Here is an 18,858-nt window from a genome sequence, read left to right as displayed (position 1 = left end):
GCAAAGATTAACTTTATTCATTTTTTTTGAGGAGGAAATACTTAATGGCTAGGAAAGTTTCTTTAGATATGACTAGAAACGTTGGAATTATGGCTCATATCGATGCAGGAAAAACTACTACTACTGAAAGAATTCTATTCTATACAGGAGTAGAGCATAAGCTAGGAGAAGTTCATGAAGGTGGAGCTACAATGGACTGGATGGAACAAGAGCAAGAAAGAGGTATCACTATCACTTCTGCTGCAACAACTTGTTTCTGGAGAGAACATAGGGTAAATATAATAGACACACCAGGACACGTGGACTTTACAGTTGAGGTTGAAAGATCTCTAAGAGTTCTAGATGGAGCAGTTGCAGTATTCTCAGCAGTTGATGGGGTTCAGCCTCAATCAGAAACTGTTTGGAGACAAGCTGATAAATATCAAGTACCAAGAATCGCATTCTTTAACAAGATGGATAGAATCGGTGCTGACTTCAGCATGTGTGTTGGAGATATTAAAGATAAATTAGGATCAAATCCTGTACCTATTCAATTACCAATCGGTGCAGAAGATTACTTCGAAGGAGTAATCGATCTAATTACTATGAAAGAAATTATTTGGCCTATCGATTCAGATAATGGACAAAAATTTGAAGTAAAAGATATTAGAGCAGAATTAGTTGAAAAAGCTGAAGATGCAAGACAATTCATGTTAGAATCAGTTGTTGAAACAAGTGATGAATTAATGGAAAAATTTTTTGGTGGAGAAGAAATCACTGAAGAAGAAATTAAAGGTGCTCTTAGAAAAGCAACTATCGCTAACATGATCGTTCCAGTAACATGTGGAACAGCATTTAAAAATAAAGGAATCCAATCATTACTTGATGCCATTGTTGATTATATGCCAGCGCCTACAGACGTTGCAATGGTAAAAGGAACTGATATGAAAGATTCTTCTATAGAAATAGAAAGAGAAATGTCAGATGATGCTCCATTTGCAGCTCTAGCATTTAAAGTTATGACAGACCCATTTGTTGGAAAATTAACATTCTTCAGAGTATACTCTGGTGTTGTAGAAAAAGGAACTTATGTTCTTAACTCTACAAAAGGTAAAAAAGAAAGAATGGGAAGAATTCTTCAAATGCATGCTAATAAAAGAGAAGAAATTGAAGCAGTTTACTGTGGAGATATCGCAGCAGCAGTAGGATTGAAAGAAACTACTACTGGAGACACTCTTTGTGCAGATAATGCTCCAATAGTTCTTGAAAAAATGGAATTCCCAGATCCAGTTATCTCAGTTGCTGTTGAACCAAAAACAAAAGCTGACCAAGAGAAAATGGGAATTGCTTTATCAAAACTTGCTGAGGAAGACCCTACTTTCAAAGTTAAGTCTGATGAAGAAACTGGACAAACAATCATTTCAGGAATGGGAGAACTTCACCTTGAAATCATTGTTGACAGAATGAAAAGAGAATTCAAAGTTGAATCTACAGTAGGAAAACCACAAGTTGCTTACAGAGAGACAATTCTTGGAACTACAGATCATGAAGTTAAATATGCAAAACAATCTGGAGGTAAAGGACAATACGGACACGTTAAAATTATCCTTGAACCAAATCCAGGAAAAGGTTTTGAATTTGTTAACAAAATTACTGGAGGAGTTATTCCTAGAGAATATATTCCAGCAGTAGAAAAAGGATGTAGAGAAGCTCTAGAAAGTGGAGTTGTAGCTGGATACCCAGTTGTTGATGTAAAAGTAACTCTTTATGATGGATCATACCATGAAGTTGACTCATCAGAAATGGCGTTTAAACTTGCAGGATCAATGGCTGTTAAACAAGCTGCTGCTAAATCTAATCCAATAATCCTTGAACCAGTATTCAAAGTAGAAGTAACTACTCCAGAAGAATACATGGGAGATATCATAGGAGACCTTAACTCAAGAAGGGGAATGATAGGTGGAATGACAGACAGAAATGGTGCTAAAATCATTGATGCTAAAGTTCCATTATCTGAAATGTTTGGATATGCAACTGACTTAAGATCTAAATCTCAAGGAAGAGCAACTTACTCTATGGAATTTGCTGAATACATTCAAGTACCAGCTTCTATCCAAAAAGGAATTCAAGAAGAAAGAGGAAAATAGTCTTTCTTACATATAGTAACTTTATAAAGGGTTGGTACTATAAGTACCAACCATAAAAAATAAAATATAAAAATTAGGAGGAGAATTTAAATGGCTAAAGAGAAATTCGAAAGAAGCAAACCCCATGTAAACATTGGAACAATTGGACACGTTGACCACGGAAAAACAACTACAACAGCAGCTATTTCTAAAGTTTTATCAGACTTAGGACTAGCTAAAAAAGTTGATTTTGATAAAATTGACGTAGCTCCAGAAGAAAGAGAAAGAGGAATCACTATCAATACATCTCATATTGAGTATGAAACTGTAAAAAGACACTATGCTCACGTTGACTGTCCAGGACATGCTGACTACGTAAAAAACATGATCACAGGAGCAGCTCAAATGGATGGAGCTATCTTAGTTGTATCAGCAGCAGATGGACCTATGCCACAAACAAGAGAACACATTCTACTATCTAGACAGGTTGGAGTACCTTACATAGTAGTATATTTAAATAAAGCAGATATGGTAGACGATCCAGAATTACTAGAACTAGTAGAAATGGAAGTAAGAGAATTATTAACAGAATATGGATTCCCAGGAGATGATATTCCAGTAGTAACAGGATCATCACTAGGAGCACTAAATGGAGAGCAAAAATGGGTAGATCAAATTATGGCGCTAATGAACGCAGTAGATGAGTATATCCCAACTCCAGAAAGAGCAGTAGACCAACCATTCTTGATGCCAATAGAAGACGTGTTCACAATAACAGGAAGAGGAACAGTTGTAACTGGTAGAGTAGAAAGAGGAATAGTAAAAGTAGGAGAAGAATTAGAAATAATTGGAATCAAACCTACATCAAAAACAACATGTACAGGAGTAGAAATGTTTAGAAAACTTCTTGATCAAGGTCAAGCAGGAGATAACATTGGAGCTCTATTAAGAGGAACTAAAAAAGAAGACGTAGAAAGAGGACAAGTACTAGCAAAACCAGGATCAATCCTACCACATACAGGATTCAGATCAGAAGTATACGTACTAACTAAAGAAGAGGGAGGAAGACATACTCCATTCTTCTCAGGATACAGACCACAATTCTACTTCAGAACTACAGATATAACAGGAGCAGTAACATTACCTGAGGGAGTAGAAATGGTAATGCCAGGAGACAACATTGAGATGAGAGTAGAATTAATACACCCAATCGCAATGGAAACTGGATTAAGATTCGCCATCAGAGAGGGTGGAAGAACAGTAGCTTCTGGAGTAGTTGCTGAAATTACTAAATAGTAATATTTAAAGTAATTAACCTTACATAAAAGGCAGAAGGAGCAGATAATTTCTGCTCCTTTTTTTTCAGAGCAAGGGAGAAAAAATGGATTTTCTGATAAAATTTTTTGATAAAGTAAGTTTTGCAGGAATAGTAGTTTCTTTCACAGCTTACTTTTTAGGGATAAGATTTCCTGATTGGGATTTTAAATTTAATTTGAAGCACAGGAGTATCCTTACACACAGTCCTTTAATTCTTCTTATGTTAATAAGATTTTATGAAAGAGATAGTAATGATACTTTTAGATACTTTCTTATAGGTTTTGCACTGGCATTATCTCTTCATTTTATTTTTGATTTGTATCCTAAAGGCTGGGAAGGAGGAGCACTTCTCAAAATACCAGTTGTAGGAATAAGCTGTAATCCACAGATAACAAAGACTTTGTTAATATTTTTTATAGCTTTAAGCTCTATTATAGCTGTAGCTTATACTAAAAATAGTATGGAATTTTTGTATCTGTTTTCTTTGGGGATATTTACTATCCTCAAAAATATGAAAAAAGAAGGAAAGCTGATAAGGCCTTTATTTTCCTATTCTTTTTTCCTTTTAGTTATAGGATGTATCAAATACAAGGATATATTCAAATTTTTAGAAAGCGGTATAGACTTAGCTTTTAAAAGGGTAAGCATGTTTTTTTAGTTTAAAAAAATACCTTTTCTTGACAATATTATGTATAAAATAATATAATTTAGAGAGAATATAAATATTTGAAAGGAGAAATAAATGAAAGATATCAAAACTCTAGAAGAAAAAGCTACTAGTATAAGAAAATCTATTGTAAAAATGATCTGTGAAGCAAAGTCAGGTCATCCAGGAGGATCGCTGTCAGCAACAGATATTTTAACAGCTCTATATTTTTCAGAAATGAATATAGATCCAGCTAATCCTAAAATGGCAGGTAGAGACAGATTTGTATTATCAAAAGGACATGCAGCTCCAGCATTATATGCTACACTTGCAGAAAGAGGATATTTTGATAAAGATATCTTAAAAACTTTAAGACAATATGGATCAATATTACAAGGACATCCTGATATGAAAAAAGTTCCAGGAGTAGAAATCTCTACTGGATCATTAGGACAAGGACTATCAGTAGCAAATGGTATGGCACTAAATGCTAAACTTTCTGGAGAATCTTACAGAACATATATTATCCTGGGAGATGGAGAATTACAAGAAGGGCAAATTTGGGAAGCTGCAATGACAGCAGCACATTACAAACTTGATAATGTATGTGCATTCTTAGACTTCAATAATCTTCAAATAGATGGAAATGTAGATAAAATTATGGGTGTTGAGCCTGTTGATGCAAAATGGGAAGCTTTCGGATGGAATGTTATTAAAATAGATGGACATAACTTTGAAGAAATTCTTTCTGCTTTAGATAAAGCAAAAGAAGCAAAAGGAAAACCAACTATAGTAATAGCAAAAACTGTAAAAGGTAAAGGAGTATCTTTCATGGAAAATGTTTGTGGATTCCATGGAGTAGCACCTACTAAAGAAGAAACTGAAAAAGCATTGGCAGAATTAAACAGTAAATAATCAATCTAAAAGAATCCAGGAGGGAAAAATAAATGAGTAAAAAGGCTACAAGACAAGCTTATGGAGAAGCTTTAGTAGAGCTTGGAAAAATAAATAAAGATATCGTAGTATTAGATGCAGATTTAACTAAATCTACAAAAACTAGTATGTTCCAAAAGGAATTTCCTGATAGACACTTCAATGTAGGGATCGCTGAAGCTGACCTTATGGGAACAGCAGCAGGATTTGCTACTTGTGGAAAAATTCCTTTTGCTTCTACATTTGCAATGTTTGCAGCAGGTAGAGCATTTGAGCAAATAAGAAATACAATAGCTTATCCAAAACTAAATGTCAAAATTGCTCCTACTCATGCAGGAATATCTGTAGGAGAAGATGGAGGATCTCACGAATCAATAGAAGATATCGCTTTAATGAGATCTATTCCAGGAATGATAGTACTTTCTCCAGCTGATGCTGTTGAAACTAAAAAAATGATATTTGCAGCAGCAGAATATGAAGGGCCTGTATATATCAGAATGGGAAGACTAGATGTAGAAACAATATTTGATGAAGAAAATTATGACTTTCAAATAGGAATAGCTAATACAGTGAGAGAAGGAAATGATGTGACAATAGCTGCAACAGGTCTTATGACTTATGAAGCTATCAAAGCTGCTGATATTCTTGCACAAGAGGGAATATCTGTAAGAGTTATAAATGTAGGAACTATCAAGCCTCTTGATGGAGAAACTATATTAAAAGCAGCACAGGAAACTAAATTTATAATCACAGCAGAAGAGCACTCTGTAATAGGAGGACTTGGTTCAGCAGTATCTGAGTTCTTATCAGAAGTACATCCTACTAAAGTTAAAAAACTTGGGATCTATGATAAGTTTGGACAAAGTGGAAAAGCAAATGAACTTCTAGAAAAATATGAACTTACAGCAGCTAAATTAGTATCAATGGTTAAAGAAAACATGTAAAAATGAAAAGGTAGGCTGACCAAAAAGTTTATTATTCTGATTAGGTCAGCCTTTAATCATAGTGAAAAAATTTTTATGATGAGGTGGGTATGAATAACTTATTAAAAATAGAAAAAAATTATACTAAAAATAGAATACAGTTGAAGAAAAAAACATTTATCCTTTTGGTTATTTCCTTTGTCATTTTAAATTTTTTCTTATCTTTTGTGATCAATATTTCTTCTACTACTAAAAAAATTGAAAATAGTTATTTTTTTACAGCAGATTTGAGAAGCAATCTTAACGAAGAAGAAAAAAATAAGACAGAAGTAGAAGTTTTGAACATTGAGGGAGTAAAAAAGGTCAGATATCTGTCTAAAGAGGAAGCTTTTAAAAATCTCCAATTTCAATTGGATATAGCAATTCCAAAAGGAGAAAATCCTTTATCAGATTCGCTGTTGATTTATTTCGATAGTCCAGCAAGACTGGAAAAAATACAAGAAAACTTAGAAAATAATCAAAATATCAAGGAAGTTTTTATAGATGCAAATTTTATAGCATATAAAGAGAGAGAAATGAAATTTTATAAATTGATACTGGTAAGTGTAATTTTAGGAATGACTCTTCCTTCAATGGCTATGATATATTATATTTTCTATAATGCAGTATCCATAGAATTTCTTAATAATGTGGATATAATTCATGATGAAAGAGTGAATGCAGCAAGATCTAAGAAAGTAAATTTACTGCCATTTACAGCAGCATCTATAGTAGGAACCCTTATATTTTTTAATGGATATATCTATATCAGGGAACAAATGCTTAAAATAAGCAGTAAGTATCTGATACTGAGTTTAGGTGAAATAATTCTTATAGAAGGACTTATTATACTTATGATAAATATCCTTATTTGGGTTAACCCTTTAAAACTGAAAAAAGTTTTTAGGGAGGAATCTTGAAAAAGGTAGTTCTGTTTTTTATGTTTTTTAGTGTTTTATCTTTTTCAGACTCTGTATCAGATATGGAAAAGAAAGTAAAAAATATAGAACGTCAAATAAATCAAAAAAACACTAGAATAAAGACTATTGATGTGGAAAAACAAAAAATAGCTAAACAGATAAAAGATATTGAAAAAGATATTGTAAACATAGAAAAGGAAAGAGAAAAAATAGTTGAAGAGATAAAAACTGTTTCAAAAAATATAGAATATGGAGAAAAAAATCTGGCTATAAGTTCTGATGAAATGAAAAGAAAGAAACTTGAATATAAAGCTAAGCTTATAGCATGGAACAGATATGTTTATGACAAAGATGAAGAACTGATAACAGAAGCTCTTTTAAGAAAAAACTTTAAAAATCTTTTAAATGGAGATTTGAAAAAGATGGATTATATTCAGTCAGTACAAGTGGATATAAAGAAAGTAAAAAAAGATATTGAAAATGAAAAATCAAAACTGAGTACTCTTAGAAATAAACTTGCTCAAAATTTGAAAAATATAGATAGAATGAAAAAAGAAAAAAATTCTCTTATAGCAAGATTAAATAATGAGAAAACTACTCATGTAAAAACTATAAGTAAACTTCAAAAAGAGAAACAAAGAATAGAAAAACAAATCAAGCAGATTATAGTTGCCAGAAGTAAAGAAGATAAGCAGGTAGTAAATAAAAGCCAGGCTTATTCTAAATTAGGAAAAGTTTTAAGACCTGTAGAAGGAAGAATAGTAGTAGCTTTTGAACAGGAAAAAGAACAAGGAGTAACAAGTAATGGAATAGAGATACTTGCACAAATGGGAAGGAAAGTAATAGCTTCTTCTGGTGGAAAGGTAATTTATTCAGATAACTTCCAGGGACTTGGAAAAGTGGTAATGATAGATTATGGATATAATATGATTGGTGTTTATGGAAACCTTATATCTACTAATGTAAAATTAAATCAGACAGTAGGAAAAGGTGCAGAAATAGGGGTACTTGGACTTTCTACAGAGGGAAAACCAAATCTTTATTATGAGCTGAGGTTCAATCTGAAACCGATAGACCCTGTTCCAATGTTTTAAACTTGGGAGGCAGAGTAGATGAAAAAGGTGTGCATCATTTATAATTTTGAAAAAAAAATAGCAAAAGAAATATACAAAGAAAGTATTGAATACTTTAATAAAAGGAATATAGAAGTAGTCGCTGGAGATAGAAGTACAGAGGCTGATTTTGCCGTGGTCATAGGAGGAGATGGAACTCTGCTGAGATCATTCAAACACTTTATATTCAGATCTGAAATATATGTCATTGCAATAAATGCTGGAAGTCTGGGATTTCTAACTGAAATAAAAAAAGAAAAGGTATTTGAAGAGTATGATAATTTTCTGGCTGGATCTTTTAAATATGAAAAAAGATACATACTGGAAATAAGAATAAATCAAAAGAAATATTATGCACTAAATGAAATTGTTATATCTAAAGGGGGTATAACTTCAAAAGTATTAAGGGTTAAATTCTCTTCTGATAATGAGTATATGTGTACATATAAAGGAGATGGAGTAATTATATCTACTCCTACAGGGTCAACAGCATACTCAATGTCAGCAGGAGGACCCATAGTAAAATCTAATATGAAAGCTATGATAATAACTCCTCTAGCACCTCATAACCTAAACACAAGACCTATTGTAATCAGTGGAGAGGAAAAACTACAGATACAAATGGAAGATACAGATAGAACAGGGCAGATAGTGGTAGATGGACAAGTAAACACAAAAGTCAACAGTGAAAGTATAATAGATATTGAATATTCAAATATGACTCTAAACCTTGTAATACCTAAGGATAGAAACTATTATAGTGTCCTTAGAGAAAAATTAAAATGGGGAGATAATCTATGTTAAGAGAGCTTAAAATAGAAAATCTGGCTATAATTGATGAACTTGATTTAGAATTTGCCAATGGGCTTATAGTTCTCACAGGAGAAACAGGAGCAGGAAAATCTATTATTCTAAGTGGGATAAATCTTCTTATAGGAGAGAAAGCTTCTGTAGATATGATAAGAAGTGGTGAAGATCATCTTCTTGCTCAAGGAGTTTTTGAAATAAATGATGAACAGGCAGAGGAACTCTCTGCCCATTTTGGCATAGAAACAGAAGATAATGAAGTAATTGTGAGAAGATATCTAGATAAAAATGGAAAGGGAAAAGCCTTTGTAAATAATATCAGAGTATCTCTCAACAGTCTTAAAGATGTTATGGGGACTCTTGTAGATATAGTAGGACAGCATTCTCATCAAATGCTTCTTAATAAAAATAATCACATCAGACTTCTTGATAAATTTTTAGGAGAAGAGGGAAAAGCTTTAAGAGAAAATATTGCTAAAAAATATAATGAATGCAGAGATGTAGTTTCTCAGATAGATAATATTGAAAAAAACAGACAGGAAGCTATTGAAAAAAGAGAATTTTATGAATTCCAGCTTGCTGAAATTGATAGAGTAAATCCTCAACTTGAAGAAGATGTTAAATTAGAGGAAGAGTATAAAAAACTTTTTAATGCTGGAAAGATAAAAGATAAGATACTTGATTCAAATATTCAATTAAGAGATGGTGAATTTAATGCACTGCACTTTATATATAATTCAAGAAAAAATATAGAGAGCTTGTGCAGATATGGAGATGAATTTCAGGAGCTTTTAGAAAAGTTGGAAAAGGTCTATTATGAACTTGAAGATTGTGTGGATATATTAGATACTATAGATCAGGATATTGACATAGATGAAACAAGACTGCAAAAAGTAGTAGACAGACTGGATGCTATCAATAAAATGAAAAGCAAGTATGGTGCTACAATAGAAGAAATTATAGAATTTAGAAATAGTATAGCAGAAAAAGTGGAACTTTTAGACGAAAATAACTTTGAGATAAAGAGACTGCTCAAACTTAAAGAAGATGCTGAAAAAAGTTACTGGAAAGATGCTGGAGAATTGAGAAAACTGAGATTGAAAAAAGCTCTTGAAATAGAAAAAGAATTAGAGAATGAACTTAAATTCTTAAAAATGGGAGATGCTAAGTTTCATATTGTTGTGGAAAAAATGGAGGCCATGGGAATAAATGGTTCTGATAATGTAGAATTCCTCATATCAACAAATGTGGGACAGGATATGAAACCTCTGTGGAAGATAGCTTCTGGTGGAGAAGTAAGCAGAATAATGCTTGCACTGAAGGTTATATTTTCAAGAGTAGATAATATTCCTATCCTTATTTTTGATGAAATAGATACAGGAGTAGGAGGAGAAACTGTCAGAAAAATAGCTAATAAAATGAGAGAAATAGGAGATCATGCCCAAGTTGTATCTATAACTCACTCACCAGCTATAGCAGCAAGAGCCCATCAGCAATTTTATATAAAAAAGGAAACAGTGAACAATAATACTTCTACTACAGTTAAAAAGTTAGATGCTAAAGGAAGAATAGAAGAGATTGCAAGAATGCTGGCAGGAGAAAATGTTACAGAAGCAGTACGTAAACATGCAGAAGAACTTTTAAATGAGGAGTAAATATGGATTTTGTCAAAGAATTTTTAGAGACATCAAAAGAAAATGGAAAAATCACAGATACTACTCATGAAATGTATCAAAGAGATTTAAAAGATTTCAAAGAGTTTCTTGGAGAAAAAGAATGGCTGGATGTTAGCAATGAAGATATACTGAAATATATAGAAGAACTCAAAAAAAAATATAGTGACAGATCTATATATAGAAAAGTAAGTTCTTTAAAAAGTTTTTACAGATATCTTTTACAAAAAAGAATAATAGATTTCATGCCTATGGGAGAGATAGAACTTCCAAAGCTCCAAAAAGCTCCTGTAAGGATTTTGGAACTTCAAGAGTTGAACAGAGTGCTGGAACAGTGTGGAGACACTTTTGAGGGTAAAAGAGACAGTCTGGTGATAAGACTTTTGTGTGAAACAGGCTTGAAAATAAACGATATTCTGGAAATCGAAAAAGATACCCTTGAAACTTATGAGTATAAAAACATAACTGCAACAAGGGGGAAAAGAATATATTCAGAGCCAATAAGTGAAAAATTAGGTTCTGATTTAAAAAATTATATAGAAATGTTGGGTAATACTGAAGAAAAAAGAGTGTTTGGACAACTTTCAAGACAAGGATTCAGAGCAAGATTTATATCATATGGAAAAAAAGCAGGGATAAAACAGGAAATCTCTCCTAGTATGATAAAAAGAATAAGTATAGAGATAAAAGATAAAATTGAAAATGATGATGTATCTTTTATAGAAAAAATGAGAGAAGTCTATATGAAAATAGGCATAGGAGATGATTAATAAATGAAAGCAGGATTTATAGCAGTTGTAGGAAGACCCAATGTTGGGAAATCTACATTGATAAATAAACTTGTATCTGAAAAAGTAGCAATAGTTTCAGATAAAGCAGGAACAACAAGGGATAACATAAAAGGGATACTAAATTTGAATAACAATCAGTACATCTTCATAGATACTCCTGGAATACATAAAGCAAAACATCTTTTAGGTGAGTATATGACAAATAGTGCTATCAGAGTGTTGAAAGATGTTGATGTTATACTTTTTCTTTTGGATGGATCACAAGAAATAAGCACTGGGGATCAATTTGTTATGGAAAGAGTAATGGAAGCAAAAAAAACTCCAAGAATTTTAGTAATAAATAAAATAGATAAACTTTCTGATGAACAGCTTGCTGCTAAAAGAGAGGAAGTAAAAGAAAAACTTGGAGAATTTGATGGAATAGTAGAAATATCTGGGCAGTATGCTTTTGGGCTCCCTAGATTATTAGAAGCTATTGAACCATTTATGGAAGAAGGAATAAAATACTATCCTGATGACATGTATACAGATATGTCTGTTTATAAGATAATAACTGAAATAGTGAGAGAAAAAATACTTCTTAAAACAAGAGATGAAATACCTCATTCAGTAGCTATTGAAATATTAGATGTAGCTAAAAGAGAAAAGGGAAGAGATAAATTTGATGTAAATATCTATGTGGAGAGAGATTCACAGAAAGGTATCATCATAGGAAAAAATGGAAAGTTGTTAAAAGAAATAGGAACAGAAGCTAGAAAGGATATAGAGACACTTCTAGGTGAGCCTATCTATCTAACACTTTGGGTAAAAGTAAAAGATGATTGGAGAAAGAAAAAACCATTCTTAAAAGAATTAGGATATGTAGATGAAAAATAATTTAAAAATATAAAATAAGTTTTAGAATTTTGGAAATTAGAAGAATTTGTACAGTTGGTGGAACAAATAATTCTATTGAAAAAGTTCTAAAACTTATTTTTAATTATAGAGATAATTTTTCTCATCCAAATAATATGAATTATATGATATAATACTACTTATTAATCAAGAATAATCAAGGGGGAAGAAATGTTTAAAAAATTTGTAAGTTACTATAAACCGTATAAAAAAATGTTTTTTCTAGACTTGCTTGTGGCAACCATTTCAGCATTATGTGATCTGGTATACCCAATGATAACTAGAGAAATAGCCAATCATACAATTCCTAACAGGGAATTTAGAGCCATTGGAGTATTTGCAGGGGTATTGCTGGTAATATATATCATAAAGATGTTCTGTGCATATTTTATGCAGTATTGGGGGCATCTTGTAGGTGTAGGAATGCAGGCAGATATGAGAAGAGATGTGTACAGCCACCTTCAAAATCTTCCTATCAGATATTTTGACAATACTCAAACAGGAAGTATAATGTCAAGAATAGTAAATGATTTGCAGGATATATCTGAGCTTGCACATCATGGACCTGAGGATCTGTTTATATCTTTCTTTATGATCATGGGATCATTCTTAGTACTGATTAGAATAAATGTAGGGCTAACAATTATAATATTCTGTCTTCTGCCACTTATTATAATCTACAGCTTGTTCCAAAGAAAAAGAATGTTGGCTGCATTTGTAAAGACAAGAGAAAAAACGGGAGATATTAATGCCAGACTGCAAAATAGTATTTCAGGAATAAGAGTATCAAAAGCTTTTGTTATTAATGAAAATGAAAGAGAAAGATTTGAGGAAGACAATCAAAGATTTGTAGATGCAAGAAGCAAATCATATAAGATAATGGCGGAATATGGAGCAGGGGTAGGATTTCTTACTGACCTTCTAGACTACGCTGTTCTTATTTTTGGAGGAATATTTGCATATATGGGGAAAATCAACATAGGAGATTTTCTTGCTTATCTTCTTTATATAAAAATATTTACTCAGCCAATAAAAAGATTGATAGCTTTCGTAGAGCAATATCAAAATGGAATGAGTGGCTTTAAAAGATTTTTGGATATTATTTCTGAAGAGGAAGAGAATGATAGAGCTAATGCAAGTGAAATAGGAAAAGTAGAAGGAGAAATAGACTTCCAAAATGTTTCATTTAAGCATGAGGATAAAGAAGTTCTAAAAAATATTTCATTGAAAATACCAAAAGGAAAAATGCTTGCACTTGTAGGACCTTCTGGTGGAGGAAAAACAACATTGTGTAATCTTATTCCAAGATTTTATACCATTGATGATGGAGATATCAAAATAGATGGAAAAAGTATTTATGATGTAAAACTGGAATCTCTAAGAAAAAATATAGGAATAGTACAACAGGATGTATTCCTGTTTACAGGGACAATAAAAGAAAATATTTTAGTTGGAAATAGTGAGGCATCAGATGATGAAGTGATGATTGCTGCTAAAAAAGCAAATATTCATGATTTGATAATGGAAATGCCAGATGGCTATAATACTTATGTTGGAGAGAGAGGGGTAAAACTTTCTGGAGGGCAAAAACAAAGAATAGCAATTGCCAGAATATTCCTTAAAAATCCGCCGATATTAATACTTGATGAAGCAACTTCTGCACTTGATAATATTACAGAGAGACTTATTCAGAAATCTCTTGAAGAGTTATGTAAAGGAAGAACCACAATAGTAGTTGCTCATAGACTTTCAACTATTCAAAATGCTGATGAGATAATAGTTCTTACAGATAATGGAATAGAGGAGAGAGGAACACATAAGGAACTTTTAGAAAATAAAGGTTTTTATCACAGGCTTCATAATATGGCTAATTTATAAATAAAAGGTGACCTTTTAAGCAAAGATTAATTTAATCCAGCTCAAAGGGCACCTTTTTTGTTACTATGAATTTTTAATATTTTTGTAAAGATGGAGAGTGAATATGGTTTTAAAATCTGCTGTAATCTCTTCAATTTCACTTAAAGGGAACCATGTATCCACTAAGTCTTCTCCAATGTCTAATTTCAAGTTTTGTGGAACGATAGAGTCATTTTTTAACTGTATGATGTAAATATATAAAGACTCACTTGTGTATCCTGGAGAAAGTATCAAAGGTTTTTTAGGGTTGTAAATAATATTGTAATCATTTTTTAAATATCCAGTTTCCTCTTCTATCTCTCTTTCAAGAGTGTACACAGGATCTTCCCCTTCTTCCATTATTCCAGCAGGGATTTCATACATATAGCCTTGAAATCCTGGTCTGTACTGCTTAACAAGAAGAGCTTTGTCTCCAGCTGCATTTAATACCAAAGCAGCAATAGCATTAGGTTTATCTAAGTATTCTAATTGTATTCCAGTAGTTGGATGTTTTTCAATAGCGACTTTAAGAAATTTTAAATCCTCCAATTTTTCTAATTTCATTTTATCCCTTTCTTTAAGTTTTGGCTGTAAATTTTTTTTATTCTTCTTCATTAAATTCTTCAAACTTTTTTCTTTCTAAATTAATTGCTTCATAAAGTTGTTTTTTTCTTTTTAGATATTTTAATCTTTCTTTGTCTTTATGATTTTTGATCATATCCATTACAGGAAGAAGGAATCCAGCAACTATACCAGCAGAGAATCCATTATTATACAGATTAAGTCCTCCATGAACAGTTCCTATACTTTGTACTACAGCAAGGTGAAGCCACCCAGCAACTATTCCCCAGAAAGTTCCATATACTCCTGATATAGGAGCAAGAGATGTACCAAAAAGACCAGAAAGTGCAACAGTAAATGTATCAGTACTGCTTCCAAATTTTGCAAGATATACCCCAAGCAAAATAGGTATAGTGTTGACAAAATGTTTACCATAGGCAGAGAATCCTACTATAGTAAGAATACCAGCTAAAAGAGGTCCGTTGAAAGTTTCGCCAAGCAAAACAACAAATCCCATTGCTACAAATCCCATTATTCCCATGTTGATATATGTAAGACCAAAACCGTAACGCTCAATATAGTCTGCTTTTAATCCTGTATCTTCTAAAAGTTTTTTATAACCTGTAAATGAACTTCCGTTAATAAAGTAGCCTATGATTATAAGGCTCAGAAATACCCCAGAACAGATTAGTTTAAGGGCAAGGTCATATTCTACTGAAATTATTCTCTGCGGGGTTATTTGGAATTTATACAGCTTCAGAATGGAAGTAATTACAGCTCCAAGTATACCACCAGTAAATCCCAGATTATATAAGTTGAATCCTTCATGAAAAGAAGCCATTTTTTTAGCAAGAGGAGTAACAATAAATCCTATTAATATTCCTAAGGCTATGGCATTGAGGTATGATGTGTCAGTAGTGTCTACTCTGAATGCAACTTCACTTACAAATGGAGCAAGAGCACTGGCAAAAGATATAGTAATAAATATTTCTTTAAAATCTACATGTTCATAAAGGCTGTAAAGAATTCCTCCAAGATAGAAAGGTAATATATTCAAGATATTTTTACCAAAAAATGAAAATCCAAAAACAGTAAAAAAGGAAGCCATTATCAATCCATTTATTTCAATTTTCAAAATTTTAATGATAGTGAAATTAAATAGAAATATTAGAAAGGCATTCACAAATGAAGCTCCAATTCCTCCTATTACTAGGAAGTCCGTGATAAGAACGGATGGAGAAGTAATGATCTTTAAAATTCCTGTAAAAACATTTTCTCTTTCATGAATAACATATCCAATAAAGCATATAGCAATAAATCCTATTAGAATACCTGATAAAATTTTTATTTTTCTCATTCTTTTTCTATTAAAATTATCCACACTTCCCTCCTTTATAAAAAAATATCTAATTAGATATTATTATTTTTTAAGATAAAAGTCAATTATACATTATATTTAAATTATATATAGCGATATATTTTTGGATTTAATACATTATTGAACAAAAAAATTATACTTAAATAAAAAATACTCAAATTTTTTTTGATTTTAGAATATAATAAAGATAAGCTATATTTTAAGAAGGTGGAAAAGGAATGGACTACTATGTATATATTATAAGATGCAAAGATAATTCTCTTTACACAGGAATAACTACAGATGTAGAAAGAAGATATAAAGAACATAAACAAGGAACAGGAGCAAAATATACAAAATCCAAAGGAGTTTTAAAAATAGAAATAATCTTTAAATGTAATGGAAGAAGTGAAGCATCCAAAATTGAATATTATATAAAAAAGATGACAAAGGATCAAAAAGAGCGAGAACTCAATGAAATCAAGGGTTTTAAAACATTGATATTAAGAGATTTAGGAATAATTGTAGAGTAAAAAAAATTTTTTTGAAAAAAATAAAAAAAGTTATTGACATAATTTGTTAGTTATGATAATATAATAAATGTCCTCGACGGAAAGAGATAAATCGTGAGAGTTATCAAAACAAGTTGAAGATTGCCTGGATGGCGGAACAGGTAGACGCACGGGACTTAAAATCCCGTGGTACTTAGTACCGTGCCGGTTCGATTCCGGCTCTAGGCACCATTATGTTGCGGGGTAGAGCAGTCTGGTAGCTCGTCGGGCTCATAACCCGAAGGTCGTAAGTTCAAATCTTGCCCCCGCCACCAAACAATTTAATAATATATGCGGGAATAGCTCAGTTGGTAGAGCGTCAGCCTTCCAAGCTGAATGTCGCGAGTTCGACCCTCGTTTCCCGCTCCAAAGATGCGTCATTAGCTCAGCTGGTAGAGCACACGACTTTTAATCGTGTTGCCACAGGTTCAAATCCTGTATGACGCACCATTTATGTGTCTGTAGCTCAGCTGGATAGAGCAACGCCCTTCTAAGGCGTGGGCCAGGGGTTCGAATCCCTTCAGACACGCCATGTTTTAACTAATTGTGGATCCATAGCTCAGTTGGTTAGAGCACTCGGCTCATAACCGAGTGGTCGCTGGTTCAACTCCAGCTGGATCCACCATTTTTTTTGCCCCGTTCGTTCAGTGGTAAGGACATCAGATTTTCACTCTGGCAACAGGGGTTCGATTCCCCTACGGGGTACCACTATGGAAGGTTATCCTAACTGGTAAGGAACCGGTCTTGAAAACCGGCGTCGTAAGACTTCAGAGTTCGAATCTCTGACCTTCCGCCAGTATTTCAAATGTTTGCCCAGATAGCTCAGTCGGTAGAGCAGGGGACTGAAAATCCCCGTGTCGGTGGTTCGATTCCGCCTCTGGGCACCATTTTAAAACTCTAATATGGTCGCATAGCTCAGTTGGGAGAGCACCTGCCTTACAAGCAGGGGGTCATAGGTTCAAGTCCTATTGTGACCACCATATACACCTTTGGGGGTGTAGCTCAGTTGGTTAGAGCGCCTGCCTGTCACGCAGGAGGTCGCGAGTTCGACCCTCGTCACTCCCGCCATAAATTAAAAAGTTAAAGACATATAAATATGTCTTTTTTTTATTTTTGAAAAACATAAAAAAAAGTAAAAAAATAGTAAAAAATATAAAAAAAATGTAAAAGCAATTGTTGGTTGCTGGAATGAAAAGCCTGCTTGGTTGTATGTAAAATGAGGTTTGTGTTAAAATTAATTAACATAAAAAACCAAAACATATCTAAGGAGGATTTTAAAATGAAAAAAATCGTAATAGGAGCTTTAATGATAGGACTGCTTGCAGCTTGTGGAGGTGCAAAAGACAGTTATTCATACAGTGATAAAGTTGCTCTATCAAAAAAAGTTATGAGTAGCGATACAAAAGCTATAAAAGAATATGAAGAGATTATGAAAAAACTTTCTGAAAAAGCAACTAAAGGGGATCAAGATGCTATAAAAGAAGCTCAGGAATGGGCAAAAGCTATTGCAGAAGTATCAGGAGTAGAAATACCAACTGTACCAGCTAATTAATTAAAATAAGTAAGAATCGAATATATAAATGTTAAATAGGGAGCTAAATTCAGCTCCCTATTGTTATATTTTTTTATTCTTCAATTTCTGTTTTTTCAACAGGTTCTTCTATCTTTACATATTCTTTTAGTACTTCATTTATTTTATATTTTTCCACTAGTTCATTTATAACTTTTACTTTTTCTTCTCCAAGTTTTTGATTAAACAAAGCCTGTTGCAATTGTGGATATACTTCTACAGTATTTTTATCCTTTAATGCTTCAGTATTGTTTTTATACACTTCTAAAAGTTCATAATCATAAATTTGAACTGTTTTTTGCGCTATTGAATTAAGATAAAATTCAATTTCCATATTAAGCTTCATTTCTTCAAGATATCTTTTTTCCTCTTCTGTATATTCTTTCTTTTCCATTTCTTCAAGAATAGCTTTTCTTACTAAAAGCTGAGCTATTGCATCTTTATTTTCTCCTAGAACTTCCAATTCTTTTTTTGTCAATTTTATCATTAGTATTTTCCTCCAAGTTGTTATAGTTTTATCTTATTTTTATCGTTCTTCTCTTCTAAAGTTTTTCCATATCTTTTGAAAAGATTTAAAATTATCTTATTATTTGATCCATATTCTTCTTTCAGTTTTTTTAAATTTTCCTGAATCAATGAATATTCTCTTTCAGTAAAACGGCACCCAAGAGCACAGTAATTTTTCACTCCACTGCCTAAAGGGCGGCCTCTTTTTCTTCTTTCTAACATAACCCTCCTTTAGTATGGTTAAGACTGCTCTTAA

At 32.4% G+C, this 18,858-nt stretch carries 18 protein-coding genes and 11 tRNA genes; 25 read left to right on the top strand and 4 right to left on the bottom strand.

Features of this window, described 5'->3' with window-relative positions; genetic code table 11:
- Positions 1 to 44 precede the first annotated feature (44 nt).
- The 12 genes from fusA to C4N20_RS05010 all read left to right on the top strand — a co-directional run bounded on the left by fusA (position 45) and on the right by C4N20_RS05010 (position 14,038).
- Positions 45 to 2,126, top strand: coding sequence for an elongation factor G (gene fusA / locus C4N20_RS05065; protein ID WP_005979591.1), 2,082 nt, complete (start codon positions 45 to 47; stop codon positions 2,124 to 2,126).
- Positions 2,127 to 2,216: 90 nt separating this feature from the next.
- Positions 2,217 to 3,401, top strand: coding sequence for an elongation factor Tu (tuf, locus tag C4N20_RS05060; protein ID WP_005979589.1), 1,185 nt, complete (start codon positions 2,217 to 2,219; stop codon positions 3,399 to 3,401).
- Positions 3,402 to 3,486: 85 nt separating this feature from the next.
- Positions 3,487 to 4,080: a hypothetical protein gene (locus C4N20_RS05055; RefSeq protein WP_005979587.1), complete on the top strand. Its 594-nt coding sequence runs from the start codon at positions 3,487 to 3,489 to the stop codon at positions 4,078 to 4,080.
- 84 nt (positions 4,081 to 4,164) lie between these two features.
- The gene (locus C4N20_RS05050) at positions 4,165 to 4,983 is read left to right on the top strand and encodes a transketolase (RefSeq protein ID WP_005979585.1); all 819 of its coding nucleotides are present in this window, start codon (positions 4,165 to 4,167) and stop codon (positions 4,981 to 4,983) included.
- Between the two features lie 32 nt (positions 4,984 to 5,015).
- Entirely contained in the window at positions 5,016 to 5,945 is a 930-nt protein-coding gene (locus C4N20_RS05045) for a transketolase family protein (protein ID WP_005979583.1), read from the top strand.
- Positions 5,946 to 6,034: 89 nt separating this feature from the next.
- Entirely contained in the window at positions 6,035 to 6,883 is an 849-nt protein-coding gene (locus C4N20_RS05040; RefSeq protein WP_005979581.1) for a cell division protein FtsX, read from the top strand.
- Positions 6,880 to 7,977: a murein hydrolase activator EnvC family protein gene (locus C4N20_RS05035; RefSeq protein ID WP_005979580.1), complete on the top strand. Its 1,098-nt coding sequence runs from the start codon at positions 6,880 to 6,882 to the stop codon at positions 7,975 to 7,977. Before C4N20_RS05040 ends, C4N20_RS05035 begins: the two co-directional genes overlap by 4 nt.
- An 18-nt stretch (positions 7,978 to 7,995) precedes the next feature.
- The gene (locus tag C4N20_RS05030; protein WP_008698738.1) at positions 7,996 to 8,799 is read left to right on the top strand and encodes an NAD(+)/NADH kinase; all 804 of its coding nucleotides are present in this window, start codon (positions 7,996 to 7,998) and stop codon (positions 8,797 to 8,799) included.
- Positions 8,793 to 10,457 (top strand): DNA repair protein RecN, encoded by a 1,665-nt coding sequence (gene recN, locus C4N20_RS05025; RefSeq protein WP_005979578.1) that lies wholly within the window; start codon positions 8,793 to 8,795, stop codon positions 10,455 to 10,457. Before C4N20_RS05030 ends, recN begins: the two co-directional genes overlap by 7 nt.
- Before the next feature lie 2 nt (positions 10,458 to 10,459).
- Positions 10,460 to 11,245 (top strand): tyrosine-type recombinase/integrase, encoded by a 786-nt coding sequence (locus tag C4N20_RS05020; protein WP_005979577.1) that lies wholly within the window; start codon positions 10,460 to 10,462, stop codon positions 11,243 to 11,245.
- Positions 11,246 to 11,248: 3 nt separating this feature from the next.
- Positions 11,249 to 12,142, top strand: coding sequence for a GTPase Era (gene era / locus C4N20_RS05015; protein WP_005979574.1), 894 nt, complete (start codon positions 11,249 to 11,251; stop codon positions 12,140 to 12,142).
- Between the two features lie 189 nt (positions 12,143 to 12,331).
- The gene (locus tag C4N20_RS05010) at positions 12,332 to 14,038 is read left to right on the top strand and encodes an ABC transporter ATP-binding protein (protein WP_005979572.1); all 1,707 of its coding nucleotides are present in this window, start codon (positions 12,332 to 12,334) and stop codon (positions 14,036 to 14,038) included.
- Between the two features lie 63 nt (positions 14,039 to 14,101).
- On the opposite strand, the gene C4N20_RS05005 is transcribed toward C4N20_RS05010, so the two are convergent.
- A complete protein-coding gene (locus C4N20_RS05005) occupies positions 14,102 to 14,620 on the bottom strand; it encodes an NUDIX hydrolase (protein ID WP_005979570.1) in 519 nt (172 codons plus the stop codon).
- A 37-nt stretch (positions 14,621 to 14,657) separates the two neighbouring features.
- Positions 14,658 to 15,998: a DUF1576 domain-containing protein gene (locus C4N20_RS05000; protein WP_005979568.1), complete on the bottom strand. Its 1,341-nt coding sequence runs from the start codon at positions 15,996 to 15,998 to the stop codon at positions 14,658 to 14,660.
- 215 nt (positions 15,999 to 16,213) lie between these two features.
- On the opposite strand from C4N20_RS05000, the gene C4N20_RS04995 reads away from it, so the two are divergent.
- The 13 genes from C4N20_RS04995 (at position 16,214) to C4N20_RS04935 (ending at position 18,077) form a co-directional block, all read left to right on the top strand.
- Positions 16,214 to 16,507 (top strand): GIY-YIG nuclease family protein, encoded by a 294-nt coding sequence (locus tag C4N20_RS04995; protein WP_005979566.1) that lies wholly within the window; start codon positions 16,214 to 16,216, stop codon positions 16,505 to 16,507.
- Positions 16,508 to 16,629: 122 nt separating this feature from the next.
- Positions 16,630 to 16,717: transfer RNA gene (locus C4N20_RS04990), tRNA-Leu, on the top strand.
- A gap of 6 nt (positions 16,718 to 16,723) precedes the next feature.
- A tRNA-Met gene (locus C4N20_RS04985) sits at positions 16,724 to 16,800 on the top strand.
- A gap of 18 nt (positions 16,801 to 16,818) precedes the next feature.
- A tRNA-Gly gene (locus C4N20_RS04980) sits at positions 16,819 to 16,894 on the top strand.
- A 5-nt stretch (positions 16,895 to 16,899) separates the two neighbouring features.
- Positions 16,900 to 16,975 (top strand) — tRNA-Lys (locus C4N20_RS04975).
- A 5-nt stretch (positions 16,976 to 16,980) separates the two neighbouring features.
- A tRNA-Arg gene (locus C4N20_RS04970) sits at positions 16,981 to 17,057 on the top strand.
- 16 nt (positions 17,058 to 17,073) lie between these two features.
- A tRNA-Ile gene (locus tag C4N20_RS04965) sits at positions 17,074 to 17,150 on the top strand.
- Between the two features lie 8 nt (positions 17,151 to 17,158).
- Positions 17,159 to 17,233 (top strand) — tRNA-Glu (locus C4N20_RS04960).
- A gap of 4 nt (positions 17,234 to 17,237) precedes the next feature.
- Positions 17,238 to 17,321, top strand: a tRNA-Ser gene (locus C4N20_RS04955).
- A 15-nt stretch (positions 17,322 to 17,336) separates the two neighbouring features.
- A tRNA-Phe gene (locus C4N20_RS04950) sits at positions 17,337 to 17,412 on the top strand.
- A gap of 17 nt (positions 17,413 to 17,429) precedes the next feature.
- Positions 17,430 to 17,505: transfer RNA gene (locus C4N20_RS04945), tRNA-Val, on the top strand.
- Between the two features lie 11 nt (positions 17,506 to 17,516).
- Positions 17,517 to 17,593: transfer RNA gene (locus tag C4N20_RS04940), tRNA-Asp, on the top strand.
- Between the two features lie 211 nt (positions 17,594 to 17,804).
- The gene (locus C4N20_RS04935) at positions 17,805 to 18,077 is read left to right on the top strand and encodes a hypothetical protein (protein ID WP_005979564.1); all 273 of its coding nucleotides are present in this window, start codon (positions 17,805 to 17,807) and stop codon (positions 18,075 to 18,077) included.
- Between the two features lie 73 nt (positions 18,078 to 18,150).
- Here C4N20_RS04935 and C4N20_RS04930 read toward each other — a convergent pair whose 3' ends face one another.
- Positions 18,151 to 18,582: a hypothetical protein gene (locus C4N20_RS04930; RefSeq protein ID WP_005979562.1), complete on the bottom strand. Its 432-nt coding sequence runs from the start codon at positions 18,580 to 18,582 to the stop codon at positions 18,151 to 18,153.
- Between the two features lie 20 nt (positions 18,583 to 18,602).
- Entirely contained in the window at positions 18,603 to 18,824 is a 222-nt protein-coding gene (locus C4N20_RS04925; protein ID WP_005978661.1) for a hypothetical protein, read from the bottom strand.
- Positions 18,825 to 18,858: the final 34 nt, after the last annotated feature.

It is taken from the genome of Fusobacterium ulcerans, from assembly GCF_003019675.1.
GTDB classification, from domain to species: Bacteria; Fusobacteriota; Fusobacteriia; order Fusobacteriales; family Fusobacteriaceae; genus Fusobacterium_A; species Fusobacterium_A ulcerans.
This window is presented reverse-complemented; position numbering and strand designations above follow the sequence as displayed.